The organism is Streptomyces sp. NPDC002386 (assembly GCF_053593175.1).
In genome coordinates this window covers 109,424-135,802 of the sequence record NZ_JBSFBX010000017.1, presented here as the reverse complement: position 1 = coordinate 135,802, position 26,379 = coordinate 109,424, and the positions used below count along the sequence as shown (strand labels likewise).

22 protein-coding genes are annotated in these 26,379 nt (G+C 74.1%); 14 read left to right on the top strand and 8 right to left on the bottom strand.

The features are described 5' to 3' along the window. Positions 1-46 precede the first annotated feature (46 nt). Both ACWCPN_RS29465 and ACWCPN_RS29460 read right to left on the bottom strand, forming a co-directional pair. Positions 47-229: a DUF397 domain-containing protein gene (locus ACWCPN_RS29465; RefSeq protein WP_451212112.1), complete on the bottom strand. Its 183-nt coding sequence runs from the start codon at positions 227-229 to the stop codon at positions 47-49. Further along, the gene (locus ACWCPN_RS29460) at positions 226-1,050 is read right to left on the bottom strand and encodes a helix-turn-helix domain-containing protein (RefSeq protein ID WP_451212109.1); all 825 of its coding nucleotides are present in this window, start codon (positions 1,048-1,050) and stop codon (positions 226-228) included. The genes ACWCPN_RS29465 and ACWCPN_RS29460 overlap by 4 nt, the downstream gene beginning before the upstream one ends. A 278-nt stretch (positions 1,051-1,328) precedes the next feature. Here ACWCPN_RS29460 and ACWCPN_RS29455 point away from each other — a divergent pair, with 278 nt between their 5' ends. Together ACWCPN_RS29455 and ACWCPN_RS29450 are read left to right on the top strand one after the other, a co-directional pair. After that, positions 1,329-2,192: an isocitrate lyase/PEP mutase family protein gene (locus tag ACWCPN_RS29455; RefSeq protein WP_365128746.1), complete on the top strand. Its 864-nt coding sequence runs from the start codon at positions 1,329-1,331 to the stop codon at positions 2,190-2,192. Continuing rightward, positions 2,189-2,458: a hypothetical protein gene (locus ACWCPN_RS29450; RefSeq protein WP_451212105.1), complete on the top strand. Its 270-nt coding sequence runs from the start codon at positions 2,189-2,191 to the stop codon at positions 2,456-2,458. The genes ACWCPN_RS29455 and ACWCPN_RS29450 overlap by 4 nt, the downstream gene beginning before the upstream one ends. A 133-nt stretch (positions 2,459-2,591) precedes the next feature. Here the strand turns inward: ACWCPN_RS29450 and ACWCPN_RS29445 are convergent, their stop codons facing one another. Beyond that, positions 2,592-3,260 (bottom strand): cytosine permease, encoded by a 669-nt coding sequence (locus tag ACWCPN_RS29445; RefSeq protein WP_451212102.1) that lies wholly within the window; start codon positions 3,258-3,260, stop codon positions 2,592-2,594. Between the two features lie 145 nt (positions 3,261-3,405). Between ACWCPN_RS29445 and ACWCPN_RS29440 the strand changes: the two genes are divergently transcribed. Beyond that, positions 3,406-4,977 (top strand): carboxylesterase/lipase family protein, encoded by a 1,572-nt coding sequence (locus ACWCPN_RS29440; protein WP_451212260.1) that lies wholly within the window; start codon positions 3,406-3,408, stop codon positions 4,975-4,977. A gap of 253 nt (positions 4,978-5,230) precedes the next feature. Here the strand turns inward: ACWCPN_RS29440 and mmuM are convergent, their stop codons facing one another. Then, a complete protein-coding gene (gene mmuM, locus ACWCPN_RS29435; protein WP_451212099.1) occupies positions 5,231-6,160 on the bottom strand; it encodes a homocysteine S-methyltransferase in 930 nt (309 codons plus the stop codon). Positions 6,161-6,351: 191 nt separating this feature from the next. Here mmuM and ACWCPN_RS29430 point away from each other — a divergent pair, with 191 nt between their 5' ends. Genes ACWCPN_RS29430 through ACWCPN_RS29420 form a run of 3 tightly spaced genes read left to right on the top strand, consistent with a single transcriptional unit; the run spans position 6,352 to position 8,958 of the window. Continuing rightward, positions 6,352-8,082 (top strand): DUF2264 domain-containing protein, encoded by a 1,731-nt coding sequence (locus tag ACWCPN_RS29430; protein WP_451212096.1) that lies wholly within the window; start codon positions 6,352-6,354, stop codon positions 8,080-8,082. Then, entirely contained in the window at positions 8,079-8,447 is a 369-nt protein-coding gene (locus tag ACWCPN_RS29425) for a VOC family protein (protein WP_451212093.1), read from the top strand. Before ACWCPN_RS29430 ends, ACWCPN_RS29425 begins: the two co-directional genes overlap by 4 nt. Before the next feature lie 52 nt (positions 8,448-8,499). Then, entirely contained in the window at positions 8,500-8,958 is a 459-nt protein-coding gene (locus ACWCPN_RS29420) for a hypothetical protein (RefSeq protein ID WP_451212090.1), read from the top strand. Between the two features lie 33 nt (positions 8,959-8,991). On the opposite strand, the gene ACWCPN_RS29415 is transcribed toward ACWCPN_RS29420, so the two are convergent. From ACWCPN_RS29415 to ACWCPN_RS29400, 4 genes are all read right to left on the bottom strand, one after another. Beyond that, positions 8,992-9,576 carry a TetR/AcrR family transcriptional regulator gene (locus ACWCPN_RS29415; protein WP_392293439.1) on the bottom strand — a complete coding sequence of 195 codons (585 nt, stop codon included), beginning with the start codon at positions 9,574-9,576 and terminating at the stop codon, positions 8,992-8,994. Positions 9,577-9,659: 83 nt separating this feature from the next. Beyond that, positions 9,660-12,530: a glycoside hydrolase family 2 TIM barrel-domain containing protein gene (locus ACWCPN_RS29410; RefSeq protein WP_451212086.1), complete on the bottom strand. Its 2,871-nt coding sequence runs from the start codon at positions 12,528-12,530 to the stop codon at positions 9,660-9,662. Continuing rightward, complete coding sequence (locus ACWCPN_RS29405) at positions 12,527-13,822, bottom strand: ROK family protein (protein ID WP_451212082.1); 1,296 nt, start codon at positions 13,820-13,822, stop codon at positions 12,527-12,529. Before ACWCPN_RS29405 ends, ACWCPN_RS29410 begins: the two co-directional genes overlap by 4 nt. 275 nt (positions 13,823-14,097) lie before the next feature. Continuing rightward, on the bottom strand, positions 14,098-15,342 hold the full coding sequence (locus tag ACWCPN_RS29400; protein WP_451212079.1) for an FAD-binding protein: 1,245 nt from the start codon (positions 15,340-15,342) through the stop codon (positions 14,098-14,100). A 122-nt stretch (positions 15,343-15,464) separates the two neighbouring features. Here ACWCPN_RS29400 and ACWCPN_RS29395 point away from each other — a divergent pair, with 122 nt between their 5' ends. From ACWCPN_RS29395 to ACWCPN_RS29360, 8 genes are all read left to right on the top strand, one after another. Further along, positions 15,465-16,472 carry a hydroxyacid dehydrogenase gene (locus ACWCPN_RS29395; RefSeq protein ID WP_451212076.1) on the top strand — a complete coding sequence of 336 codons (1,008 nt, stop codon included), beginning with the start codon at positions 15,465-15,467 and terminating at the stop codon, positions 16,470-16,472. Positions 16,473-16,585: 113 nt separating this feature from the next. Beyond that, positions 16,586-17,905, top strand: a complete 1,320-nt coding sequence (locus tag ACWCPN_RS29390) for a radical SAM protein (RefSeq protein WP_199212543.1) — start codon at positions 16,586-16,588, stop codon at positions 17,903-17,905. A gap of 243 nt (positions 17,906-18,148) precedes the next feature. Continuing rightward, positions 18,149-19,648 (top strand): cellulose-binding domain-containing protein, encoded by a 1,500-nt coding sequence (locus tag ACWCPN_RS29385; RefSeq protein WP_451212073.1) that lies wholly within the window; start codon positions 18,149-18,151, stop codon positions 19,646-19,648. 329 nt (positions 19,649-19,977) lie between these two features. Beyond that, positions 19,978-20,700 carry a Crp/Fnr family transcriptional regulator gene (locus tag ACWCPN_RS29380; RefSeq protein ID WP_451212257.1) on the top strand — a complete coding sequence of 241 codons (723 nt, stop codon included), beginning with the start codon at positions 19,978-19,980 and terminating at the stop codon, positions 20,698-20,700. A 108-nt stretch (positions 20,701-20,808) separates the two neighbouring features. Further along, entirely contained in the window at positions 20,809-21,636 is an 828-nt protein-coding gene (locus ACWCPN_RS29375; protein ID WP_451212070.1) for a hypothetical protein, read from the top strand. Positions 21,637-21,641: 5 nt separating this feature from the next. Next, positions 21,642-24,191, top strand: coding sequence for a hypothetical protein (locus ACWCPN_RS29370; RefSeq protein WP_451212067.1), 2,550 nt, complete (start codon positions 21,642-21,644; stop codon positions 24,189-24,191). Beyond that, complete coding sequence (locus tag ACWCPN_RS29365; protein ID WP_451212064.1) at positions 24,184-25,791, top strand: hypothetical protein; 1,608 nt, start codon at positions 24,184-24,186, stop codon at positions 25,789-25,791. Before ACWCPN_RS29370 ends, ACWCPN_RS29365 begins: the two co-directional genes overlap by 8 nt. After that, a complete protein-coding gene (locus ACWCPN_RS29360) occupies positions 25,788-26,342 on the top strand; it encodes a Pycsar system effector family protein (RefSeq protein WP_451212061.1) in 555 nt (184 codons plus the stop codon). The genes ACWCPN_RS29365 and ACWCPN_RS29360 overlap by 4 nt, the downstream gene beginning before the upstream one ends. Positions 26,343-26,379: the final 37 nt, after the last annotated feature.

The following is a 26,379-nucleotide window of genomic DNA, read 5'->3' as shown; positions in this document are numbered from 1 at the left end:
GACCGGACCCCCGGTCTTGAAGAAAACGGACAGGGGCCGGACCCGGTCAGACGCCCTCGGCCAGCTTCAGGAAGGCGGCCCATGAGGCGGGGGCGACGGTGAGGTGCGGAGCGGTGGGGGTCTTGGAGTCGCGGATGTGGATGGCGGTGGGCGCGGCGGCTACTTCGAGGCAGTTGCCGCCGTCGCTACCGCTGTAGCTCGACTTGAACCATCGAAGTACGGTGCTCATTGCTCTCCTAGGAGACGGTCCAGCAGTTCCCGCGTGTCCTCGGGGGTGAGTGCCTGTGACCGCAGCATCGCACACCTTTGCGTGAGGATGGCCACCTCGTCGGGATCGGCGATCAGTTGACTGCCGCGCTGGGTCTCCGTATAGGCGAGCCGCTGGTGATCGGGGGTCTCCAACAGGACGAAGGGGCCGTCCAGAGCCGCGTGTGCGCTGCGTCCCAGTGGCAACACCTGCAAGGCGATGCCCGGCATCTCGGAACAACCCCGCAGATGTTGGAGTTGCTCGCGGTACACCTCCTTGCCGCCGAGGAAGTCACGCAGCACTGGCTCCCAGATCACGAAGCAGGCGATCGGCGGATCCGTACGCTGGAAGATCGCCTGGCGTTCGGTCCGAGTCGCCACGTACGGCTCGATCTCCTCCTCGCGCAGCACCGGAATTCGACTGCGGAAGACCGCCCGAGCGTAGGCCGTCGTCTGGAGCAGACCCGGCAGAACCTGGTTCTCGTAGGAGGAGATCACCGTCGCCTCCCGTTCACAGTCCAGGTACTCCTCCGCCCACATGGGAACCAGGTCCACCTCGGGCATCCTGCTCAGCGCGACGGACAAAGCGCCCCTGGTGTCGAGGAGTTCGTCCAACTGCTCCGCCAGATCCGGCTTCAGCGGGCGTCTGCCCTGCTCGATCGAGGCGATCTGCTGCTCGCCGACGACGAACCGCTCGCCCAGCGACCTCTGCGTGTACCCGGCGGCCTCGCGGTGGAGGGCGAGCAGCGCACCCACCATCCGCATCGCCGAGGCGTTCCTCCGTGCCCGTCGGCTCGTTCCCATGCGGTCGAACTCCCCACCCTCGTGCCCGCGTTCACCATCCCGCACCCGTACAAACGAGCTGTACGTGAGCAGGTGGCGGCGGACACGGACTCGCACTGGGCGGGACGGCTCACCGAGTGACGTTTCTGCGGTGAACCCGTTCGGCCAACGGGGTGAGTAAAGCCCGTGCATGGCAATGGTCAGCCATCCGTCTAGGGAATCTTTCGACTCGGTAAAGGGCGTCGAGACGCGGAGACCTCCACGGGTCCGCGTCACCCACCCACAGAAGGAGCCGGACCTTGACCTACGGGAAGAAACTGCGCGAGCGGATCGCCGGGCCCGGGACCACACCGCTGATCGGCGTGTACGACATGTACTCGGCCTCGATCGCGGCCAAGCACTACGACGGGATGTTCGTCTCGGGCTTCGGCTTCGCGGCCTCGTACTACGGCCTGCCGGACATCGGCTTCATCGCCTGGCCCGACATGGTGGCCTTCGTCCAGCGGCTGCGGGGCGCGTTCCCGCACCACCACCTGCTCGTCGACATCGACGACGGGTACGTCGACCCGGAGGTCGCCTGTCACGTCGTCGAGGGACTGGAACGGATCGGTGCCTCGGGGGTGATCCTGGAGGACCAGAAGCGGCCCCGCCGCTGCGGGCACGCCGACGGCAAGCAGGTGCTGCCGCTGGACGAGTACCTGGAGAAGCTGGAGAAGGTCCTGGCCACCCGGCAGGACCTCGTGGTCGTCGCCCGCACGGACGCCACCGACGAGCACGACATCCTGCACCGCGCCGAGCGGCTCGCCGCGACCGACGCCGACGTGGTGCTGGTCGACGGAGTGCGCAGCGTCGAGTGGATCGGGCGGATCCGCGAGGTCACCGGGGGCAAGCCGCTGCTGTTCAACCAGATCGCCGGCGGCAAGTCGCCCCGCCTGTCGCTCGGCGAACTGTCCGACCTCGGTGTCGACGTGGCCATCTACAGCACGCCCTGCCTGTTCGCCGCGCACCAGGCCATGGACTCCGCGCTCACCGAACTCAAGGCGGCCGACGGGCGGTTGCCGCGGGTGGACCCGGCGGGCGGGGTCGGCGTGCACGCGTCGACCACGCTGCTGGAGCGCAACATCGCCCGCGAGCGGTCGCGGCCCGAGGGCGTGGGCGTGTGAGGCGTGCGGCGTCCCGGCCGACGGTGGCCGCGGTGCTCACGGCGGCGGTGCTCGGGGCCGGTGCCGTGCCCGCGGTCGCCTCGGCGTCCGCGTCCGAAAGCCTGATCACCGTCATCGACAACTCGCGGGCGGACTCGATCCTGGAGGTCGACCGCGCGGGCAACCTGCAGGCCGGCAGCGGCACCGCGGGCAGCGACCACGACGGCAGTGCCGTGGACGTGGTCGAGGCCCTGGCCGGCGCCGCCGGCCGGCAGGAGGAAGGCTGAGGGGCGACGCGGGAACGCGGTGACACGGGACGACGGCCGGGCACCCCGTACGGGAGGTGCCCGGCCGGGCGTCCGCGGGTGGGGCGCCGCGACCGGCCCGCCGGAACGGGCGGGTCGGCTCGGTCGGGCTCGGTCAGGTCTGGAGCCGCTCGGTGGCCGCCGCTCCGGGGTGGGGGAGGGCGTCGGCGGACTCGCGGCGGCGCACCCACCGCCGCCCGTCGGAGACGGCGAGCAGCGCGTACAGCGCGCCCGCGGACAGGGCGCCGGCGAGCCAGGACAGGTCGATACCGTGCAGGCGCAGCGAGAGCGGGCCCCGCAGCGCGGCCACCGAACCGTCCATGAACAGCCAGGTGCAGAGCACCCCGACGGCGAAGGCGAGGATCGCGCGCCAGCGCACGTCGGGCAGCCGGCGGCTGCCGACGGGGTCGAAGAGGCGGTCGAACGAGGTCACCTTCCGCTCGACCACGCCGTAGTGCAGCAGGACGATCCCCGCCCACGGCGCGAGAAGAACCAGGCGAAGACCGACATGAGCGCCAGCACGGCCAGGGTGGGCGGACCGTCCAGCGCTCGAAGGCGGCGATGGCGCGGTAGCCGCCAGCGAGACGGCGACCTGGACCGCCATGACCAGGGCGGCGACGACGATCTTGACCGCCGTGTTGCCGGCGTGCGGGTCGAGTGCGCCGATCCTGCCGAGCAGGGCCACCACGAGGTCGAGCACGATCCAGGTGTTCACCGCGCACCAGCCGACCACGACGACCGCCTGGACGGCCGTCGGCAGGTAGTTGCCGCGCCGTCCGAACACGGCCGCACGTCCCCCGTACAGCCCAGCGGGGACTCCGTGCGCCGGAATACATCCGCGCGGTGTGGTGCTCTGGGATGAGCGGTGCTTGATCGGTGCCCGGGTGGCCGTACGGCGGGGGCCGGGCGTGGTGAAGGGCTGGTGGGCGATGACGGCAGAGCAGCCGGCGGGCCCCGTGGTCGGGACACCCCACGGGGCGGTACGCGGCCGGTACGAGCGCGGTGTCGCGGTGTTCCGGGGGATCCCGTACGCCGCTCCGCCCTTCGGGCCCCGCCGGTTCCGGCCACCCGAGCCGCCCGAGCCGTGGGACGGCGTGCGGGACGCCGGTGCCTTCGGGCCGACGGCGCCGAAACCGGCGTACTCCGAGGCCTTCGCCCGGTACCTCTCCGATCCCGTGGTCGCCGGTGACGACTGCCTCAACCTCAACGTGTGGACCCCGGAGCCGGGCCCGGGCGCCCGTCTGCCGGTCCTGGTGTGGCTGCACGGCGGTGCCCTGACCAGGGGATCCTCCGCCGTGCCCGTCTACGGCGGACACGCGTTCGCACGGGACGGGGTGGTGCTCGTCTCGGTCAACTACCGGCTCGGGGTCGAGGGCTACGGACTGTTCCCGGACGCGCCGCCCAACCCCGGGCTGCGCGACCAGCTTGCCGCGCTGCGCTGGGTGCGCGACAGCATCGCCGCGTTCGGCGGCGACCCGGACAACGTCACCCTGTGCGGGCAGTCCGCCGGAGCGATCAGCGTCGGCGCCCTGATCGCCGCACCCCAGGCCCAGGGCCTGTTCCGGCGGGCGGTGCTGCAGAGCGGCGCACCGGAGTTCTCGGAGCGCGACCGGGTGCGGCGGATGGTGCGCCGGATGGCCGGGCGGCTGAAGATCCCGGCCACCGCCGAGGCCTTCGCCGCCGTCGACCGGGCACTGCTGCTGCGCACCCAGGCCGAGGTGAGCCGGCTGAGCGGCCCCGTGCTGGGCGGCCCCGCCTTCGGCATCGTCGTCGACGGGGACCTCGTGCCCCGCGACCCGCTCCAGGCCCTGATCGACGGCGAGGCGGCCCGGGGCGCGGACCTGCTCATGGGCTGGACCCGGGACGAGTACCGGCTGTGGCTGGTGCCCGGCGGGCTCGTCGAGCGCGTCGACCGGCTCGGCACGGTCGCCCTGGCCGGGGCGATGGCCCGCTGCCACGCCGGCCACGACGTGCCCCGCGGCTACCGCGCCGCGCGTCCCGGCGCCGGCACCGCCGAGGTCGTCGGCCAGATGGTCACCGACCACCTGCTCCGGCTGCCGCTGCACCGGCTCGCCGACGCCCGCCCGGGCAGCTCGTACCTGTACGAGTTCGCCTGGCCGTCCCAGGTCCCCGGGCTCGGCGCCTGTCACGCGCTCGAACTCGGGTTCGTCTTCGACACCGGGGAGGTCCCGGAGTCGGTCAAGCTGGCCGGGGCGGGCGCGCCGCGGGAGCTGTGTCAGGCGATGCACTCGGCCTGGGTGCGGTTCGCCGCGACCGGGGATCCCGGCTGGCAGGCCTGGGACGCCACGCACCCGGTGCGGATCTTCGACGGCGGCGAGCCGTGTGTCGCCCACGGTCCGCGCGACAGCGAACTCGCGCTGTGGCCGGTCACGCCCGCCATCCCGGAGCCGGCGTCCGCCTCCGGCGTCAGGGCACCGGGAGCCGCACGAGCCTCCGCGGTACGACGCCTGCGCCGCTCGGTCACCGCCCGACGCCGATGACGGCGCGCACGGTGCCTGTGCCGCGACCTCCGGCGCCGACCCGGTGACGTGGGTCGTTCAGGCCGGTGATGGACGGTGGCTGCGCGGCACCGGTGGGTTGCGGGGGTGCTCGGCGCGCTCCGCTCGGTCGCCGTCCGGCATCGGTGCGGCCGCGTGCGGTGTCGGTGGGTCCGGGAGGGCGTGATGGCCGGTGGCGTGGGTGTGGCGGGCCGTGGCGTCCGTCGGGGCCGCGGGGGCGGTCGGAGTGGCCCGCTCACACCACCCGCGCGATCTCGGCGATCCCCTGCGGTCCCACCCGGCAGCAGCCGCCGATCAGGCGGGCCCCGGCGTCACGCCACTCCACGGCATGGCCGGCGCCGAACCGGGAGCGGCCGGTCCAGGCGCGTGCCCGCGGGTCCCAGGCCTCCCCGCTGTTGGGGTAGACGACGACCGGCTTCCCGGTGACCCGGGCCGCGACGCCGATCGCGTACGGCACGTCCTCCGGCGCGCAGCAGTTCACACCGACCGCGATGATCTCGTCGGCCTCCGCGGCGGGCGCGAACGCCTCCTCCAGCGACTGGCCGGCGCGCGTACGCCCGCCCTCGACGGTGTACGAGAGCCAGGCGGGCACCCCCAGCCCCCGCACCGCCCGCACGAGCGCCGCTCCCTCGTCGGCGTCCGGGACCGTCTCCAGGGCCAGCGCGTCCGGCGCGGCCGCGGCCAGGATCTCCAGCCGGGGCCGGTGGAACCGTTCCAGTTCCCCGACGCTCAGCCCGTAGCGTCCCCGGTACTCGGAGCCGTCCGCGAGCATCGCCCCGTACGGACCGGCCGAGGCCGCCACCCACAACGGGCGGACGGCTCCGGCCGCCCGCGCCCGCCGGGCCGCGTCCCGGGCCAGTTCCACGCTGAGTGCCAGCAGCCGCGCCGCCCTCGCCCGGCCGATCCCTCGCCTGCCGAACCCCTCGAAGCTGGCCTGGTAGCTGGCGGTGATCGCCACGCTCGCACCGGCGTCGAAGTAGGCGAGGTGCGCATCGGTGATCGCCTCGGGCCGCTCGGCCAGCAGCCGTGCCGACCACAGCTCGTCGCCCAGGTCGTACCCGGACGCCTCGAGCTGGTTGGACATCCCGCCGTCGAGCACGACCGCTCCCGCGGCGAGGGCTTCGGCGAGGCCGGGACGCGTGCTGCCGGGCGTACTGCTGGTCATGTCTCGACGCTAGTCCACGTGCCTCCCGCGCACAGCGCGCGCGTCCGCGCAACGGGGTGGAAAGCGCTTCCCGCGAGCGGTACGGTCTCGGGTCGGCCGGGGACGGCGCCACGTGCCCGAGCCCGGCCCGGTCCGCGAGGAACGCCGGAACCGGGGCGCCCCCGGGTCCAGCGGGAAGGGAAGTCACCGCCGTGCTCCGACTGCCGCCCGACGACCGCTCGTCGAGCCCGTTCACCGGGTACACCCGCGCCCACTGGGAGGCCGCGGCCGACGCCCTGCTCGCCGCCGTCGAGCCGTACGCCACCCCCGACCGCGCGCTCTACCACCTGCCCGGCGACCACGTCAGCCACTCCGGCCACCTCTCCGACGGGCTCGAAGGGTTCGCCCGCACCCTGCTGCTGGCCGCCTTCCGAGGTGACGAGACCGCGCTCGGCCGCTACGCCGAGGGCCTCGCGACCGGCCCGGGCGGAGTCTGGCCGCGGATCGCCGACCGGAGCCAGCCCCTGGTCGAGGCCGCCTCGATCGCCCTGGCCCTGCGGCTGACCCGGCCCCTGCTCTGGGACCGGCTGGACCAGCGGGTGCGCGAGCGTACGGCGGTCTGGCTGGAGGACGCCCTCACCGCCGAACCCTGGCCCTGCAACTGGGTGTTGTTCCCGGTCACGGTGGGCGGATTCCTCGCCGAGATCGGCCACCGGCCGGACGCGGCCCGCAGCGCGGTCGACCGCGGCCTGGGCCGCGTCGAGGACTGGTACCTCGGCGGCGGCTGGTACACCGACGGCGACGGCCGCAAGTTCGACCACTACAACGGCTGGGCCATGCACCTCTACCCGGTGCTGCACGCCTGGCTGGCCGGCGACGCCGAACTCCTGGACCGCTACGGCGGCCGTCTCGAAGCCCATCTCGCCGACTACGCACGCCTGTTCGGCGGTGACGGCGCTCCTCTGCACCAGGGCCGCTCACTGACCTACCGGTTCGCGACCGCGGCCCCGCTGTGGCTGGGCGCGCTGACCGGACGTACGCCGCTGGCGGCCGGTGAGACACGGCGGCTGGCGTCCGGAGCGCTGAGGTACTTCCTGGACCGGGACGCCGTGGACTCCCGCGGACTGCTGACCCTCGGCTGGCACGGCCCCGACGAGGCCGTCCTGCAGAGCTACTCGGGGCCGGCCTCGCCCTACTGGGCGAGCAAGGGCTTCCTGGGCCTGCTGCTGCCCCCGGACCACGAGGTCTGGACGGCACGCGAGCGTCCGGGCCCGGCGGAGCGCGCCGACGCGGTGATCCCGGTCGGCGGGCCCAACTGGCTCCTCCAGTCGACGTGTTCGGACGGCGTCGTCCGCCTGCACAACCACGGCAGCGAGGACGTCCGCTACGACCCGTACTACACGCGGTTCGCGTACTCGACGGTCACGCGCCCCCTGGGGTCCCCGCCCGACAACAGCGTCACGGTCGGCGGCGACCCCGTCCGCTCGGGCATCGTGCCGCTGGGAACGGGGGAGGACTGGGCGGCCTCCCGGCACACCGTGGCGTCCGGTGCGACGGTGACCAGCCTGGTCGTGGCCGACGGGGCGGTGGAGGTGCGGGCCCATCTGGTGACGGGAGCGGAACCCGGCACCGAGGTGCGCGTCACCGGGTGGGCGCCGGGAAAGGACGAGCGGGCCGAACTGGTCCCGGCGCACGGCCTGTCGGACGGACCCGCCCTCTCCGGCGTGACGGGTGACGGTCCCACCCTGTTCGTCGCCCTCGCCCGGCTCACCGCGGAACCCGGTCCCGTGCCGCTGGGCGACCTGGTGGCCGTCGAGGTGCGGGAGGGCCGTGACCTGACCGTCCGCTGGGCCACGGGCCGGGCGGCCGGACGGTTCCGGTTCGCGCCCCGCGAGAACTCGGTTGCCGCCCTGGGCGACCGTGCCCAAGACTCCACCGCATGACTTCCAGAATCCGCCACGTCACCATCGCCTGCGCCGACGCCTACGCCCTCGGTGCCTTCTGGTCGAAGGTGCTGGACCAGCCGCTGCACGAGGACGACCACCCCGGTGACCCGGAGGCGCTGATCGAGGGCGCGGGGCTGCTGTTCGTGACCGTGCCCGAACGCAAGACGGTCAGGAACCGGCTGCACCTCGACCTCCAGCCGCAGGACCGCACCCGGGACGAGGAGGTCGAGCGGGTGATCGCCCTCGGCGCCACCCTGGTCGACGACCGGCGCAGGCCCGACGGCACCGGCTGGGTGGTGCTCGCCGACCCGGAGGGCAACGAGTTCTGCGTGGAGCGCAGCGCGGCCGAGCGCGCCGGGTAGGGCGCGGACACTTCGGCCGCCGCCGAAGCGATGCGGACCTAGCGTGCTCCGTATGAGCGACACCGAACAGGAAACGCCCGCACGGGCCGTCACCGCCATGGTCGGGCACGTGCTGGCCCTGGCCGCCGGATGGACCGCCTGGGACGGCACCCCGGTCCGCACCGACGGCCGCGTGTACACCCCGCACAAGGCGATCCGCAGGGTCGCCGACCACCTCGTCGACCATCTCGCCGAGCTGGAGTCCCGGCTGGCGGGCGAGGATCCCCAGCCGGACCACTGGCACGCCTCCGCGAGCACCACGGCCGCGGACCTGGCCCCCTTCACCGCCGACGACCTCGACGAGGCCCGCAGCCGCCTCACCCGGCTCGCCCGGATCTGGGCCGTACGCCTGGACGCGCTGACCGGCGAACAGCTCGACGCCTCGCCCGGTGAGGGCTGGACCTTCCGCGAACTGGCCCACCACGTGGCGGAGTCCACGTACTACGCGGACGCGGTCGGGGACCTCTCGTGACCGCCCGCGCCCGTGCCGCCGTGGCTGTTCCGCTCAACCGGCGGCCCCCGCCTCCCGGGGCCAGTGGGTGAGGGCGATGTGGAGGGCCTCCACCGCCTTGTCCCAGGAGGCCCGTACGTCGCGGGGGGCACCGAAGCCGCCGGTGGACTCCAGGACGCAGTAGCCGTGGAAGGTGCTCCGCAACAGGCGTACGGCGTCGGTGAGGTCGGGCTCGGCCAGGCCGTAGGCACGGAGCATGCCGTAGGTGATCTCGGCGGTGCGGCGCAGGGCGGGGGAGCCGGCGATCAGGCTCTGGTCGATCTGGATCTGGGTGGCCGCGTAGCGGCCGGGGTGCTCCAGGGCGTAGGCCCGGTAGGCGCCCGCGAAGGCGGTCAGCGCGTCCCGGCCCGCCCGCCCCGCCACCGCGTCCGCGATCCGGTCGATCAGCTCGCCGCCCGCGTGCAGCGCCAGCCGGGAGCGCAGGTCGTTCAGGTTGCGGACGTGCGAGTACAGGCTCGCGTCCTTCACCCCGAAGCGTCGGGCCAGCGCCGAGAGGGAGACGTTCCCGAAGCCCGCCTCGTCGGCGAGCTCGGCGGCGGCCACGACGATCCGGTCGACGGTGAGTCCCGCACGGGCCATGGGCCACCTCCTCCTTGGACGCCCAGCCGGCGTCCCAGGGTATCCAGGCCGTGACCTCGGGCCCGCGCGGATCGGGGCGCCCGTCAGGTCGTGACCTCCGAGAGGACGAAGGAGAAGCGGGTGGGCTCGGCCCGCAGGAAGTACCGCGGCAGCGGGCCCGGGCCGCAGGACTGGGAGCCGAGGCCGTGCAGTCCGTGGTCCAGATTGACCCACACCGTGTCACCGGTGGTGAGGTCGGTGAGGTGGGCCGCCGCGTCCAGGTGCTCGGTGGTCCAGCGCCGGGCGGTGAGGGAGAACTCCGGGGCGCCCTCGACGCGCAGGCCGCCGAGCTCCGCCCAGCGCACGCCGGCCCGGGCGCCGTTCTCCTGCGGGCGGACGTACGGCGTCTGCATCTCGTCCACGGTCGACTGCCAGCGGCCGACCACGGACGCCGTCGCGCTGTCCGGGTACGCCTCGCCCGGCCCGCCGCCGTACCACCGCACCCGGTCGGCCGCGGCCAGCCCGAGGCGGACACCGAGCCGGGGCAGCGGTACCGTCCAGTCGCCGTCCGGGGTCACCGACACGGTCAGGCCCAGCCGTGTTCCGTCCGACGTCCAGCGGTACACGGCCGACAGCCCGAACTCCCGGGCCGCCGGCGCCACCCGGGTGCGCACCGTCAGCGCGTCGTCGGCGACGTCCACCGCGTCCAGCCGGTGCCGCATGCGGTGCAGACCGAGCTCGCGCCACAGCGGGCCGTGGCGGACGTCCGTCTGCCAGGCGGCGCCGTCGTCGTTGTCGGTGGTGGCCCGCCACACGTCCAGGCGCAGCCCGGTCACCGCCACCCCGCCGATCGCCGTCAGGGCACCGCTCCGGGCGTCGAAGGAGGCCGGGCCGAGGGTGATCACCCCCTCGCCGGGCACCGGGCCGGCGCCCGCCGGGACCGACGGCACCGGGCGGACCCCGACCGCGAACTGACCCCAGGCGACGACGTGTTCCCTCGGCGCCCAGGCGGTGTCGGCGGCGAGCAGCGCCCGTACGGTCCAGTGGGCCTCGCCCGCCGGTGCCGGGGCCGGCGGCTCGGGCAGCTTCACCTCGGCCGACGCGCCCGGCGCCAGCGGGGGCACCGGCAGGGCACCGGACGCCACGGTCTCGCCGTCCACCTGGTAGGCCCAGGTGAAGGCCAGCGCCGAGAGATCGGCGAAGTCGTACTTGTTGGTGACGCGGACGCCGCCGCCGGTGCCGTCGCCCTCGATCGCGACCGGTTCGATCACCTTCTTGTACTCGACGAGCCCCGGGGAGGGCCGCCGGTCGGGGAAGAGCAGCCCGTCGCAGACGAAGTTGCCGTCGTGCAGTTCCTCGCCGAAGTCGCCGCCGTAGGCGTAGCCGAACCGCTCGTCCTTGACGCCGTGGTCGATCCACTCCCAGACGAAGCCGCCCTGCAGCCGGTCGTGGGCCTCGAAGATCCGCTGGTAGTCGGCGAGTCCGCCGGGGCCGTTACCCATGGCGTGCCCGTACTCGCAGAGGATGAAGGGCAGTTCACGGCGCCGGCGGGTGCCGCCGTCCAGGCCCCGGCCGATCCGCTCGACCTCGTCGTGCCCCGCGTACATCCGCGAGTACACGTGCGTGTCGCGGCAGTCGAGGTCGCCCTCGTAGTGCACGAGGCGGGAGGGGTCGCGGCCGCGGATCCACTCGGCCATCGCGGTCAGGCCCCGGCCGGTGCCGGCCTCGTTGCCCAGTGACCAGACGACGACGGACGGGTGGTTCTTGTCCCGCTCGACCATGCGGGCCGCGCGGTCGAGCAGCGCCGGGGTCCAGCGGTCGTCGTCGACGGGATTGTCCCGCCAGGCCTGCTCGGTGAAACCGTGCGTCTCCAGGTCGCACTCGTCGACGACCCACAGGCCCAGCTCGTCGCACAGGTCCAGGAAGGCCGGGTGCGGCGGGTAGTGGGAGGTGCGGACGGCGTTGACGTTGTGCCGCTTCATCAGCAGCACGTCCTCCCGCATCGTCCCGAGGTCCAGCGCGCGGCCCCGCTCCGGATGCCACTCGTGCCGGTTGACCCCCTTGAACAGCACGGGCCTGCCGTTGACCTTGAGCAGGCCGTCCGACAGCTCCACCGTGCGGAAGCCCACGCGCAGCGGCACCCGTTCGCCCCCGGTGTCCAGCACCCCCTCGTACAGCCTCGGGGTCTCCGCCGACCACGGCTCGGCGGGCACCGTCACCGGCTCTCCGGTGCCGACGTCGATCCCCAGGCCGGGCACGGTCACCCTGCCGTCCACGTCGGAGTCGACGCGCAGGGTGCCGGTCCCGGCGACGTGGTCGTACGAGGCCTGCACGAAGAAGTCCGGGGCGCAGCCTGCCGGGCGGTGCAGCAGTGTGACGTCACGGAAGATGCCCGGCAGCCACCACTGGTCCTGGTCCTCCAGGTACGAGCCCGCCGACCACTGGTGGACCCGCACCGCCAGCACGTTGCCCACCGCCTTCAGCAGGTGGCCGGCCGCGAACTCGTGCGGCAGCCGCGAGCCCTTGAACTCGCCCAGTTCGGTGCCGTTCAGCCAGACCCGGGCGCAGGACTCCACCCCGTCGAACCGGAGCACCGCCCCGCCGTCCGACGGGTCGGGCCAGTCCGCGGGCAGGTCGAAGACGCGCAGGTGGTCGCCGGTCGGGTTCTCGGTCGGGACCCGGGGCGGGTCGACCGGGAACGGGTAGCGGTGGTTGGTGTAGACGGGGGACCCGTATCCCTGGAGCACCCAGTGGCCGGGGACCCGCAGCTCCGCCCAGCCTGCCGCGTCGTACCCCTCACGGGTGAAGGAGTCGTCCTCGGCGTCGGCCGTGTCCGACAGTCTGAAGCGCCAGGTTCCGTTCAGCGAAAGGGACCTGGCGTCCGAGGCGGCGTACCAGGCCCGGGGCGGCAGCGCCCCGGAGCCCGGCGAGACGTCCTCGACGTAATCGGTGGCCGTGGGAGTGCGGAAGCTCATCGGTCTCCTAGCTCAGCCGGTCGTCGGACGATCGGTGCGGTACGGCCTCTCGCGGCACCGGCGCGCCCGGCGCCGTTGCGCGGTCCACCCGCGGACCGCAGCGTCCCCTCCAGGGCGAACGTGGCCGCGCCCAGGCACACCGGGTCGGTGGGGATGGGGGAGAGGACGATCTCGGTCGCGGCCAGCGGCCGCCGCAGCGCGCGCCGGGCGACCGCCACGCGCACCTCGTCGAGCAGCGGCGCGCCGAGCCGGGACGCCACCCAGCTGCTCAGCACGACCACCTCGGGGTTCAGGAGATTGATCAGGTCGGATATCCCGGCGCCCAGATAGCGGGCGGTGTCACGGACCACCTCGAGCGCCACCGGATCGTCCGCGGCGGCCGCCGCGCCCAGGGCGTCGATGGTCGCCGTCTGGTCGCCGGGGTGCAGCAACGGTGACCGCGGGCTCAGTTCGCGCAGGTTCCGCATGATGCCGGGCGCGCCGACGTAGGTCTCCACACAGCCGTGGTTGCCGCAGTGGCACAGCCGGCCGTCCAGCACGAGCGTGGTGTGCCCCCACTCGCCCGCGCTGTTGCTGACCCCCCGGTGCAGACCACCGCCGAGCGCGAGACCGGCGCCGACCCCGGTACCGAGGTTGACCACCACGGCGTCCCCGCGCCCCCGCGCCGCCCCGAACCACAGTTCGGCCACGGCGCAGGCGCGCAGCGGGTTGTCCAGGTACAGCGGATGCGCGACGCGCTCGGCGAGGAGGTCCAGGAACGGCACGTCGTGCCAGTCCCAGTTGGGCGCGTACTCGGCCACGCCGCTGTCCCGGTCGACCTGGCCCGGCACGCTCACGCCGACGCCGAGCACCCGGGCCGGCTCGATCCCGGCCCGGGTCACCACCGAGGAGACGGCGGCGGCGACATGGCCGGCCACCTGCTCCGGGCTGCTCCCGCCGGGCCGCATCTCCTCGTCGGCGCGGGCCAGCACGTTCAGCGCCAGGTCGAACAGCTCGACGTGCACGTACGTCTCCGCGACGTCGACCCCGATCAGGGCGCCGCCGGACGCGTCGACGGCGACCAGGCCCCGGGGCCGGCCGCCCGCCGAGTCCTCGAAACCGACCTCGGTGATCATGCGCAGGTCCAGCAGCTCGCCGACCAGCGTGGCGACCGTGGCCAGGCTCAGCCCGGTGGCCGCCGCCAGCTCCTGCCGCGAGGTGGGAGACCCGGCGATGATCTGGCGCAGCACCTCGTAGCGGTTCGCGGTGCGGATGTCACGTGACGTGCGCTTCACGGAAGCGGCCCCTCCCATCCCGTCGGCCCGGAACGGCACGGGACCGGCACCGGCGCGGCGACAGGCTATGGGCTGGAGATGCTTCGGACAAGGGGTTAGGAAAGGGGGTGTGAAAAGCCCCGCCGGTCTCAGGGGGCGTCTCCCCGGTCTTCGCGGGTCCGCGACGCCCGGCACGGCACCTCGCCGCACGCCCGAACCGCCCACGTACACCCGGTACGAGGGCGACTCGACCGCACGCCGAGGCACCGCACCGGACGCCGCGGCCTGATCCACGAAGATCGGGCAGACGCCCCCTAGTCCCCCAGGACGTCCCGGACGAACGCGTTGGTGAACTTCCCGGTGGGATCGAGGGATTCGGCCAGGGCGCGGAAGTCGGCCAGGCGCGGGTACCGCAGCCGCAGCTCCGCCGACGGCACCGTGAACACCTTGCCCCAGTGCGGACGGGCGTCGAACCCGCTCAGCGCCTCCTCGACCCGGCGGACCACCGGCAGCACGGCGGACGTGTCCTCGATCCAGGTGAAGTGCAGGGCCACCGAGTCCCGGCCGTGGGCCGGGCTCAGCCACTGCGGGTCGGCGGCGACGGTGCGCACCTCGCAGGTCTGCAGGACGCCGGCCACCGTCGTCCGTACGGCGTCGAGCGCGTGCAGCGCGTCGACGGCGGCCGCCCGCGGCAGCAGGTACTCCGACTGCAGCTCGGCCCCGCTGCTCGGGGTGAACTCCGCCCGGAAGTGCGGCAGCCGCTCGTGCCACGGTCCCGGCACCCCGAACTGCCCGGTGCAGTTCACCGCGGGCATGCCCGGCACCGGGTGCATCGCCTCGGTCGCGGCGGCCGCCCACGGGAAGTCCACCGGCGCCTGATCGGTGCGCCGCTTCACCCACACCTGACGGAACCCCGGCTCCCGCCAGTCGGTGAACAGGCTCACGCTGTACGCCGCCCCGGCCACCGCCCCGTAGTCCAGCCCGGCCAGCGGCAGTTCGGTGAACACGTACTGCTCGACCTCGTACGCCGGCTCCAGCTCCAGGGTGAGCGCGGTGACCACGCCGAGCGCGCCCAGCGAGGTCACCGCGCCGTCGAAGTGGGCGTCGCCCCGGGCGACGGTGACCGTGGAGCCGTCCGCCGTGACCAGTTCCACCTCCCGCACCGCGGCGGCGAGCGGCCCGTTGGCCACGCCGGAGCCGTGGGTGCCGGTGGCCACCGAGCCCGCCACCGAGATGTGCGGCAGGGAGGCCATGTTGGGCAGCGCGAGACCGTGCGCGTGGACCGCGCGGGCGAGTTCCGCGTACCGGACCCCGCCCGAGACGCGCACCGTACGGGCCGCGGTGTCCACGTCGGTCACCGGCGGCAGGGCGGCGAGCGACACGAGCACGCCGTCGCCGCCGGGCTCGGCGATCCGGTTGAAGGAGTGGCCGCTGCCCAGCACCCGCACCCGGGCGCTGCGGGCCACCAGGGACCGGAGCGCGCCGGCCGTCTCCGGGCGGTGGAACTCCCCGGCCTCGTAGGTGATGTTCCGGGCCCAGTTGGTGACCGTCCGACTCATCCTCGCCGTCCCTCTCTGGAGCTGCGTGTTCATTGACCCTCTCATCTGCCGGGACCTACCGTAGAGAGCGGTTGCTGTCCGGGCGCCCGGTCCGGGCTCCGACGAGACGGAAGGTCCCTTCGTTGCCCGAGCGTCCCCAGGCGCTGTTCGCCATGACGGCCCCGAACGTGCCGTGCGTCTTCCCGCCGGACCTGCTCGCCGCGCTGCGCGAGCACGTCGACATCGACCCCGCCGTCGTGGCGGAGGACCTCGGCGACCCCCGCGTGCGGGAGGCGCTGGCCCGCACCGAGGTCCTGATCACCGGCTGGGGCTGCCCGCTCCTCGACAGGGCCGCCCTGGACGCGGCACCGAGGCTGCGCGCGGTGCTGCACGCGGCCGGCTCGGTCAAGGGCTTCACCACCCCCGAGGTCTTCGAGCGCGGCATCGCCGTCTCCTCGGCCGCCGCCGCCAACGCCCTGCCCGTCGCCGAGTACACCCTCGCCATGATCCTGCTCGCCGGGAAGGACGTCCTCGCCTCCCGCGACCTGCTGCGCACCCGCCGCGCCTTCCCCTACGGCGACATCGTCCCCGGCGTCGGCAACTACGGCCGCCGGGTGGGCGTCGTCGGCGCCTCCCGCGTCGGCCGCCGGGTCATCGAGCTGCTGCGCCCCCACGACCTCCGGGTGAGCCTCGCCGACCCCTACGTCGACGAGGCCGGGGCCGCCCGGCTCGGTGTGCCCCTGCTGCCGCTGGACGACCTGCTCCGCACCTCCGACATCGTCACCCTGCACGCCCCGGACACCCCCGGGACCCGGCGTCTGATCGGCGCCCGGGAACTCGCCCTGATGCCCTCGGGCGCCGTGCTGATCAACACCGCGCGCGGCGCCCTGGTCGACCACGACGCCCTGGTGAAGGAACTGCGCACCGGCCGCCTCTGCGCCGTGCTGGACGTCACCGACCCGGAGCCGCTGCCGGCCGGCTCGCCCCTGTTCGACCTGCCCAACGCCTTCGTGACCCCGCACCTGGCCGGCTCGCAGGGCAACGAGGTCGCCCGGCTCGGCCGGACGGTGGTCGAGGAGGCCGCGCGCCTGGTGGCGGGGGACCCGCTCGCGCATGCCGTCGATCACACCGTCCTGGAGCGGACGGCCTGACGGCACCGCCGAACCGGGACGGCTCGCGCGCCGGTACGGGGACCCGGCCGGGCCGGCGCGCGAACGGGGGCATACGGTGAGAGCCGAATGTCCGAGCCGGGAGGAGATGACGGATGGGCAGCCGCACCGCGCTGGTCGAGGATCTGATGGAGCGCTTCCCGCATGTGCCGCGGGAGGCCGTCTTCAAGGAGGACCTGCTCCGGGGCGGAGTCGCCTTCGACGCCTCCGCGCTCAGCGACAACGAGAGCGGCGAGGTCAAGCCGAAGTCGTACTTCATCTTCTCCTTCGACCACGGCACCCTGCCCGAGCTGGGCGAGGCCGCGCTGCGCCGGCCCCCGGAGGAGATCATCCTCACGGGCGGCCCGTACGGCCTGCGGCGCACCGTCGTCTCCGTACGGGTGAATCCGGCCTCGCCGTACCGGGTCGCCGCCGACGAGGAGGGGCTCCTCGGCCTGTACCTCGACGGCAGCCGGATCGCCGACGTCGGCGTGCCGCCCATGCCCGAGTACTACCGGCACACCCTCTCCAACGGGAAGTCCGTGATGGAGGTCGCCCCCACCATCCAGTGGGGCTACCTGATCTACCTGACCGTCTTCCGGGTCTGCCAGTACTTCGGCGCCAAGGAGGAGTGCCAGTACTGCGACATCAACCACAACTGGCGCCAGCACAAGGCGGCCGGCCGGCCCTACACCGGGGTGAAGGACGTCGAGGAGGTGCTCGAGGCCCTCGAGATCATCGACCGGTACGACACCCAGAAGGCGTCCACCGCCTACACCCTCACCGGCGGCGCCATCACCAAGACGGTCGCCGGGCGGGACGAGGCCGACTTCTACGGCCACTACGCCAAGGCCATCGAGGAGCGCTTCCCGGGCCGCTGGATCGGCAAGGTCGTCGCGCAGGCGCTGCCCAAGGCGGACGTGCAGCGGTTCAAGGACTACGGGGTGCAGATCTACCACCCCAACTTCGAGGTGTGGGACCGCCGGCTCTTCGAGCTGTACTGCCCCGGCAAGGAGCGCTACGTCGGCCGGGACGAGTGGCACCGCCGCATCCTGGACTCGGCCGACGTCTTCGGCGCGCGCAACGTGATCCCGAACTTCGTCGCGGGCGTGGAGATGGCCGAGCCGTTCGGCTTCACCTCCGTCGACGAGGCCATCGCGTCCACCACCGAGGGCCTGCGCTTCTTCATGTCGCACGGCATCACGCCCCGCTTCACCACCTGGTGCCCGGAGCCCACCACCCCGCTCGGCAAGGCGAATCCGCAGGGCGCGCCGCTGGAGTACCACATCCGGCTGCTGGAGGCCTACCGGGCCACGATGGACGACTTCGGGCTCGCCTCGCCGCCCGGATACGGCGAGCCCGGGCCGGGCCGCGCGGTGTTCTCCGTCAGCTCCTTCATGGACAGCCTGCCCGCCGAGGAGCCGGCGGAGGTCTGACCGCCGGAAAACGGCCGGCCGGACGGTGAGCGGAACGGGGCCCGCATCCGTACGAGAGACGGGAGAGGCGGGCCCGGCCGGCCGGTCACGGCCGGTCACGGCGCGCGACGCCGTGATCACTCGATTTGAACATGGCGCTTGTCAGTCCTGTCGGCGGCGTGAAAGGCTCCTGCCCGCTGCGGGGTTCCTCCAACTCCCCTATGTGTGCGGTGAGTTGACCTCGCTCGTGGATGCAGGAGTGCCATGCCCGACCTGCCGGCCCCCCAGGACGCCACCGAGGCGGAGCTGTTCTCGGAGTGCTGGGACGCGGTGCTCAGTTACGCCGACCTGTGCACCTCCGGATCACTGACGGCCCATCAGCTCGCCACCGAGGCGTTCACGTCGGGCATGCGCGAGCTGCGAGCCGTCGGCACCCTCCCCGGGCGCGGCCCCGGACGGCGCCCGGGCCGGCTGCCGGCGATCCCGGAACTGCTCACCGCGGTACGGAACACGGCCGCGGGCTGGGAGGCCGGCGGCCAGGGGCACAAGCTGGACCCCGATCTGCGGCTGTGGCTCAACTCCGCCCGGGCCGCCGGGTTCGCCGGGCCGCCCGCGGGGCGGCCGGTCGCGCTGCGGGGTCTGAGGGACATGCAGGGCTCGGACGCCACGCTGCTGTGGCTCGCCGAGGTGGAGGCCCTGCCGCTGCCGGCCGTGGCCCGCCGGCTCGGCCTGGACCCGGCCACGGCCGCCGACGAACTCGACCAGGTGCGGAACCTGTTCCGGGTCCGCTGCCACCGTGCCCACCTCGACTCGGCGATGGACGCGGAGTGCCGTGCGTACGCCCGCCTGCTGGACGCGGTGACCCGGTCGGCCGGCGCCGAGACGCCGCCCGACCTCTCCCGGCATCTCGCCACCTGTGCGCCGTGTGCCGAGGCCGCGGCCTGTCTGCGCCTGCACGGCGGCGGGCTGCCCGCCGCCGTGGCCGGCGGCGTCCTCGGCTGGGGCGGCCTCGCCTACCTGGAGCGCCGGCGGCGTGCCGCCGAGGTCCGGCTGGGTGCCGGTCACCCGGGCGCGCCCGGAGCCGGCGGTGACCCGGAGGAGCGCGGCGGCCGGGGCCGGGCGCTGCGCGGCGGCCTGCTGGGCGCCGCCGTCCTGCTGTCGGCCCTCGCGCTCGGGGTGTCGATGATGCCGTTCGGCGGCTCCGGCGACGACGAGGCGGCGGCCCGCGACGACCGTCAGCCCGTCGCCGATCCGGGCTCGTTCCCGGTCACCGGCGGCTCCCCGGCACCCGGGGGGCCGGCGTCCGGGGACTCCGCCCCCCGGGACTCGGCGTCCGCCGCACCATCCGCGACCGCTCCCCGGACCCGGCACGAGACCAGGAGTCCCGGCCCCGAACCCCAGGGGACCTCCTCCGGCACCACCGCACCCACCCGTCCGGAGACCCCCGCACCCACCTGCCGGGTCGCCTACGACCTGGTGAACCAGTGGCCCGACGGCTTCCAGGCCACCGTCACCGTCACCACCGCCGAGGCCCTCACCGGCTGGCAGGTCGCCTGGAGCTTCCGCGACGGCCAGCGCATCGACCGGATGTGGGACGCGACCGCCCACCAGGCCGGCTCCCGGGTCGCCGCCACCGCCGCCGACTACAACAGGTCCGTCGCCGCGCGCTCCTCGCTGTCCTTCGGGTTCATCGGGTCCTGGCGGGACCGGAACCGGACACCGTACGACTTCACGCTCAACGGGGAGACCTGCGCGGCGGGCTGAAATCCGCGCCGCGGCGTTCACAGAAAACCTGAGTTCTGGCCAAATCCCCCCGTTCTGCGACTTGGCGCATTTATGCGAGCTGTCACCCCCAAGGGGGTCTGACCTCGCCCTGATCGATCGTCGCCGAGCGCCGGACGAGCCTCGTTTCGCCGCCGCCGGTGGCCGGTCCGCGTCCTCGACGCGTGCTGCCCGGGTGACCTACCTGGCAGTTCCGTCATTACCGGACGGTACCCCCGATGTGGCGCAATTCACTCGCCCGAATATGGCGTTCTGCCACCATCAACGCCATCGAAAAACCGGCCATCGGCACTGCGGCGGGGGGCGTGGCCATGGGGCTGCTCGGCAATGACCTGGCGTTCGCGCAGTCTCTGTCCGCACAGGAGCGCGAGGGCGTCATGGCCCTCGGCACCCGGAAGCACTTCCAGCCCGACGCGCACCTCCTGACCGAGGGCGACCGGTCCAGCCACGTGCTGATCCTGCTCGAGGGCTGGGTCACCGTCTCCGTGTCCACCGACCGGGGCGCCACCCGGCTGATACTCGGCCTGCGCGGACCCGGTGAACTGCTCGGCGAGATGGCCGCGCTGGACCCGCATCCGCGCAGTGCCACCGTGCGCGCCCTCGGCCCGACAGAGGCCCAGGTCATATCCGGGGACGCCTTCCGGCGCTTCCTCGCCCTGCATCCCCGCGTCAGCGGACTGGTGATACGCCAGCTCACCTTCCGGCTGCGCAGCGCCGACCGGGAACGGTCCGCGCTCGCCTCGCTCACCGTCCTGCAGCGCCTGGCCGTCCGGCTCAGCGAACTCTCCGCGGCCGAACCCGCCGGTCCCTACGCCCCCTCCGCGGCGGGCCGCCCGTCCGGCCCCCCGCCCGCCGGCTCCGTCGTCCACCTGGCCCAGGACGAGCTGGCCGCCACCGTCGGCGCCACCCGGGAGGCCGTCGCCAAGGCCCTCAGGCTGCTCCGCGCCCAGCGCATCGTGCGCACCGGCAACCGGATGGTCGAGATCCTCGATCCGGACCTGCTCGCCCTCCTCGCGGACGGCCATCACGAGTAACGCACCGCCCGCCGTGTGTAAACGGCTACAGACGGCCCCGCGTCCCGGGCCCGACGCTGTTGGGACGACCACCTCATCGACGAGCGCACAGCACCGCAGGGGGCACGGGTGAACCACGACGCGACCGAAATCACCGAGGAACACTACGAGTTGGTGATCAGCGTCGACGCCAGACGGTCCGGGGAGTACGACGACGTCGACAAGCCGCGGATGCGCGCCCGGATCTACCGGGTGCTGGAGACGGCCTTCACCCACGCCTCGGTGCCCCGCGACGCCCTCCACCTGGAGGACCGCGGGGACGGGGTGCTCGTGGCGGTCACGGGCCGCGTCGCGGTGAGCCGGCTGCTCGGCCTGTGGCTGGTCGAGGTGCGCGAGAAGCTGCGGGACGAGAACCGGGGTCTGCGCGTGCCCCTGGGACTGCGCGTCGGCATGCACGTCGGCCCGGTCCGGCACGACGACCGGGGCATCAGCGGACGCGCGGTCGACCTGGCCTGCCGGCTGGCCGACTCCGCCGTGGCCCGCCGCCTCCTCGACGCCAACGGGGCCGACCTGGTCCTGGTCACCTCGCGGTCCCTGTACGAGGACGTGGTCAGCGCGGGCGGCAAGTTCATCGAGCCCGGGCAGTACTCGCGGGCCCGGCTGCGGCTCAAGGAGGGCGAGGTCACCGCCTGGTGTCATCTGCCGGGCCTGCCCGCCCCCGAGATCCCCGACGACGAACCGCCCGGGACCGCCGCCGAAGCGCCCCGGCCCGGTCCCGCCACGGCACCGGACCACGAGGCCCCCGCCCCGCCGGCTGCCGGCCCGGCCCGGGAGCGCCCGTCCGGTGACCGGTACACCGTGCACGGCGACATGTCCGAGCACCACGACAACGTCTACCAGCAGCCCGTGCACATCGGCCGGATCACCGACCGCGACGACGAGCGGCGCAAGGGCTGAGGCGGATGAGCGACGAGAGGCAGCCGGACACCCCGGCCGAGGACGCCCCCGACAAGCCCGACCAGAACCGCTCGGCCGGACCCGAGGACCGCAAGGGCCGCGACGACCGGGCCCGCGACGACGACGGCAAGGCCGGCGGCGGGTCCGGCAAGGACGACGACGCCGAGGACGAGGCCGCCGAGCGGCAGCGGGAACGCGAACGCGAACTGGAGCGCGCCTCCGGGCGGATCAAGGAGTACACCCGCGACCCCCTCGCCGAGGAGCAGAGCGAGGACGCCCCCACCGACCTCGCCGCCGCCGCGCGGACCCGCCGCGCCACCCGGACGCTGTTCGACGTCGGCCGCGACCTGACCAGCTTCGACCGCTCGTACATCGGCAGCGCCATCGTCGGCGACATCAACCTGCACATGGACGCCCGCCGGTCCGGCGCCGGCATGCGCAGCGGACCCGTGCCCGACGAGGAGCTGCGCCGGCTGCGCCGCGTCCACGTGGAGCCGGAGGGCTACCTGCGGCTGCGCAACACGCTGCGCGCCCGCCGGCTGCTGGTCCTCGGGGCCGCCCCGGGCACCGGGCGGACCAGTACGGCGCTCTCCCTCCTCGACGAGGTCACCACCGCGTCGGCCAACGGCGCCGCACCGGATCCCGGCACCGGATCGCGGGTGCGGCGGGTCGATCCGGACGGCGGGGTGCGCAGACTCGCCGAGTCGCTGGGCCACTCCCACGACGACGGCGAGCAGACCCAAAGCGGCACCGGCTACCTGCTGGAGCTGTCCCTGACCCGGCCCGGCGCGCTGCCGCCCGCCGAGATGGACCTCGACGAGCTCGCCGCGGCCCTGGACCGCCGCGACGCCTACGCGGTGATCGTCGTCACCGTCGGATCGGCCTCCAACGCGCTGCTCGCCGGCCGGTACGGCATGCTCTGCCCGCCCGCGCCCACCCAGGAACTGCTGCGCACCCGGCTGCTGGAACGCATGGAGCGCCACGCGGCCGCGGCACCCGACGGCGGCCCCGGCCCGGCCGAACTGCTGGCCCGCGGCGAGGAACTGTGGGCCCGTGAGGAGGTCAAGGGCGTCGTCGGGCTGAAGGACCTGCGCCCGGCGGAGGCCGGACTCCTCGCCTCCCTGCTGGCCGGCCACGTACTCGGCGACCTCTCCTACGAGGAGTTGCTGGCCGGCTGCCGGAGCCTGGCCGCGAGCCAGGTGCAGGAGTGGTTCGCCGGGGTCGACCGGGCACTGACGGCACGGCCCGCCGACGGCGCCGGTGCCGGGCACCCGGACACGGCGACCCTGTTCCACCCGGTGGCGTTCCGGATCGCCCTGGCCGTGCTCGGCGGCGCCTCGCACAGCGCGGTGGCCGCCGCCGCCTACCTGCTGACCTGGGAACTGTCCGTCCAGTGCGACCCCGACAACACCCCGGCCCGCCCGCTGTTCTGCGACGACCCGGAGGCCGACCTGGCGCTCTCGCGCGCCGAGGTGACCGACGGCCGGGTCGAGGTGGCCGGCGGCGAGGTCCCGGCCCGGCTGATCTGGTACCGGGGCACCGCCCTGCCCTCCGCGGTCCTGACCGAGCTGTGGGACCGGCACTTCCCGGTCCGGGCGCCGGTGGTGCGCTGGCTCAGGCTGCTCGCGGACGACCCGCGCTCCCAGGTGTGGATGCGCGCCGCGGTGGCCGCCGGCGAGCTGTGCGTACGGGACTTCGACTACGGCTACACCGAGCTGGTGCGGCCGCTCGCCGAGGCGGCCACGCCCCGCCGCAGGATCTTCGCGGCCACCACCCTGGACCAGTCCGCCGGACACGACAGCCACCGCGGGACCGTGCACCGGCTGGTCGGGGACTGGAGCCGCAACGGCACCAAGGCGCTGCGCTGGACGGCGGCGATGGCGCTGGGCTACGGCAACTCGGCGGCCTCCATGGACGACACGCTGGACGGCCTCGCCAGGATCGGGGTCCGTGACGACGGGGACCAGCTCGCGGTCGCCTCCTTCAACGTCGTCCGGCTGCTGGCGCTGCCGGACGCGGACCAGGTGCTGACGCGGATCGCCGAGTGGACCCACCACAAACGCGAGGCGTACCAGGACCTGGGCCTCGTCACCACCGTACGGCTGTCGCTGACCACGGTCGACGAGGTGCTGACGGAGGACCCCGACGCACCCCTGGCCGACCGGGGCGACTGGCCGCTGCCGCTCGCCCTGGCCGCCACCCGCCCCGAACTCGTCGGCCCCATGGCCGACCTGATGTGGACGGCCCTCAACACGGCCCGGGCCAGGGACGTGGCGATGGACGCGCTGGAACGTCTGCTGCGGTCGTCCGTCCGCAAGGACGGCACCGAGTGGACCCGGCCGGGACTCGCGGCACTGCTGCCCGAACTGGCCACCGAGGACCACGACCAGCGGCGGCTGGACTGGCTGCTGCGCCACATGATGAACGACCCCGAGAACCCCCTCCCCGACGCGCGGGCGCGTGACCTGTGGTGGCTCGCCGTCACACCGCGGCGGCCGGACCGCCGGGAGCGGACGCGCCGGGAGAGGACCCGCGAGGAGGACAGGCATGGCTGAGGACGAGGACGAGACGGCGGCCGGGGGCCCGGTACCCGCGGGACCGTTCCTGCGGGAGTACGCCCCGCTCGGCGCCTACCCGGTGGCGAGCGCGCAGAGGGCCTCGGTGCTGTTCTACCGCAACGGCGGCCACAGCGTGGTCACCGTCTCCGGGGTGCGGCACGTGGACAAGCGGGCGCTGGCCCGGCCGTACAACGTCTGCGAGATCGCGCAGGGCACGTACGTCTCGCCGCTCCAGCTCGAGCTGCCGGCCGCCGGCGGCACCAGCTTCTTCAAGGCCGAGGTGGACATCGAGTGGGAGGTGACCGATCCCCATCTGGCCGCCGTCCAGGTCGTGACCGACGTCGCCGCCCGGCTGACCTCCCCGGTGCTGGAACGGCTGCGCGAGATCACCCTGACCTACCGGGTGACCGACGCCGAACAGGCCAACCGCGTCATCACCCGGGAGTGCGTCGGCGGCCGCTGGAGCGACCTCGGCAGCGAACTCGGCCTGCGGGTAAGGCTGTACGTCCGCCTCGGGGTGAACGACGAGGCCATCGAGTACGCGAAACAGCGGCGCGGGGCGCAGGCCGACGCCGAGGTCACCCGGGTCCGCCAGGACTCCTTCCGGCGGATGCTCCAGGGCGGCGAGCTGGAGCAGCTCAGCTTCATGCTGGCCGCCGACCCCGAGGGCGCCAAGGACTTCCTGGAGAAGATCCGCCAGGAGGGCCGGCAGGACGAGCGGGAGCGGGTCGACCGGCTCTACACCATGGCGCTCAGGGGCGAGCTGCACGCCGCGGACGTGGAGGTGCAGGTCCTCAACCTGCTCAACCAGGACCAGCGCCGCCCGCTCCAGGGGCCCATCGGAGCCGTGCCGGCCCGCCGGGAGCCGCGCCAGCTGGAACCGGCCCCGGAGGAGCCCTTCACCCCGGACTGGGTGTCGGACGAACCGCCCCGGCGAAAGCCCCGTCGCGCCGAGTCGCACCGCGCGGAGACCTACCGGACGGAGACCCATCGCACCGAGTCCACCCGGGAGGTGCACCGCGCCGAGACACACCAGGACGACGACAGCCTCGGGGACGGACCGCCCTCCCGCCGCCGGCCGGAGCCCTGGCCGGAGGACGACCACGACCGGGAGCCGTCGCGGACCCGGGCCTACCGTCCGGACTCCGGCCCGGCCGACGACCACGACCGGGAGCCGTCGCGCGGCCGGACCTACCGGCCGGACACCGGTCCCGGGGACGACTACGAGCGGCCGCCCCGGCGCGCCGGGGCGTACCGGCCCGAGCTGGAACCGGGCGACGACCACGACCACGAGCCGTCCAGGGGCCGGACCTACCGGCCCGAGGCCTATCAGGCGGACGACTACGACCGGGAGCCCGTCAGGGGCCGCGCCCGGCGCCCCGAGCCGTACCCGGCGGACGACTACGACCGGGAGCCGCCGCGGGGCCGGACCTACCGTCCGGAACCCGACCACGGCGACGACTACGACCGGGAGCCGCCGCGGGGCCGGACCTACCGTCCGGAACCCGACCCGGCCGACGACCACGACCGGGAGCCGCCGCGCGGCCGCAGGCGCACCCGCGGCGACGGCTGGTCCTGGGCGGAGGAGGACCGATGACCGCCGAGGACGAGGCCGCCAGGACCTCCCCCGCCCCGGTCGTGCTCGTGCCGGACGGGGGTCGGCACAGCCACGACGGGGCGGGGGAGCGCATCGCCGAACGACTGCTCGACACGATCCGCGAGGACCTCGGACGAGCCGACTCCAAGGCCGCCGTACTGCTGTCCGGGACGCTCGCGCTGCCCGCCTTCCTGATCGGATGGCACGGCGCGCCCGGCTGGCGCGGACCCGCCGACGTGACGCTGGTCCTCGCCGCGGCGCTGTGGGCCGCCGCGGTGATCGCGCTGATCGGCGCGGTGATGCCGCGCACCGGCACGCGGCGCGGCCGGGACGAGGTCACGTACTTCGGCGACCTGGTGGCCGCCCGCGACCTCACACGGCTGTCCGCCCGGGTGGCCGACGCCGGGCGCGACCCCGCCGGGTGGCTGCTCGTGCAGGCCGTCGACGTCAGCTCGATCCTGTCCGCCAAGTACCGGGCCATCCGCTGGGGCATGGGCTCGCTCGCCCTGTCGGCGGCGTTGGCCCTCGCCTGGGGCCTGACCCCGCGCTGAGCGGGTTCGCCCGTACCGAGCACTCCATGCAGAAACG

Bases quoted from the DNA above. Each gene is read 5' to 3' on its own strand.
- ACWCPN_RS29390 (WP_199212543.1), top strand. From the start codon at position 16,586: ATGGGCAGCCGCACCGCGCTGGTCGAGGATCTGATGGAGCGCTTCCCG.
- ACWCPN_RS29460 (WP_451212109.1), bottom strand. From the start codon at position 1,050: ATGGGAACGAGCCGACGGGCACGGAGGAACGCCTCGGCGATGCGGATG.
- ACWCPN_RS29415 (WP_392293439.1), bottom strand. From the start codon at position 9,576: ATGGCCCGTGCGGGACTCACCGTCGACCGGATCGTCGTGGCCGCCGCC.
- ACWCPN_RS29465 (WP_451212112.1), bottom strand. From the start codon at position 229: ATGAGCACCGTACTTCGATGGTTCAAGTCGAGCTACAGCGGTAGCGAC.
- ACWCPN_RS29380 (WP_451212257.1), top strand. From the start codon at position 19,978: ATGGGGCTGCTCGGCAATGACCTGGCGTTCGCGCAGTCTCTGTCCGCA.
- ACWCPN_RS29420 (WP_451212090.1), top strand. From the start codon at position 8,500: ATGAGCGACACCGAACAGGAAACGCCCGCACGGGCCGTCACCGCCATG.
- ACWCPN_RS29360 (WP_451212061.1), top strand. From the start codon at position 25,788: ATGACCGCCGAGGACGAGGCCGCCAGGACCTCCCCCGCCCCGGTCGTG.
- ACWCPN_RS29405 (WP_451212082.1), bottom strand. From the start codon at position 13,822: ATGGGAGGGGCCGCTTCCGTGAAGCGCACGTCACGTGACATCCGCACC.
- ACWCPN_RS29370 (WP_451212067.1), top strand. From the start codon at position 21,642: ATGAGCGACGAGAGGCAGCCGGACACCCCGGCCGAGGACGCCCCCGAC.
- mmuM (WP_451212099.1), bottom strand. From the start codon at position 6,160: ATGACCAGCAGTACGCCCGGCAGCACGCGTCCCGGCCTCGCCGAAGCC.
- ACWCPN_RS29385 (WP_451212073.1), top strand. From the start codon at position 18,149: ATGCCCGACCTGCCGGCCCCCCAGGACGCCACCGAGGCGGAGCTGTTC.
- ACWCPN_RS29365 (WP_451212064.1), top strand. From the start codon at position 24,184: ATGGCTGAGGACGAGGACGAGACGGCGGCCGGGGGCCCGGTACCCGCG.
- ACWCPN_RS29440 (WP_451212260.1), top strand. From the start codon at position 3,406: ATGACGGCAGAGCAGCCGGCGGGCCCCGTGGTCGGGACACCCCACGGG.
- ACWCPN_RS29410 (WP_451212086.1), bottom strand. From the start codon at position 12,530: ATGAGCTTCCGCACTCCCACGGCCACCGATTACGTCGAGGACGTCTCG.
- ACWCPN_RS29425 (WP_451212093.1), top strand. From the start codon at position 8,079: ATGACTTCCAGAATCCGCCACGTCACCATCGCCTGCGCCGACGCCTAC.
- ACWCPN_RS29400 (WP_451212079.1), bottom strand. From the start codon at position 15,342: ATGAGTCGGACGGTCACCAACTGGGCCCGGAACATCACCTACGAGGCC.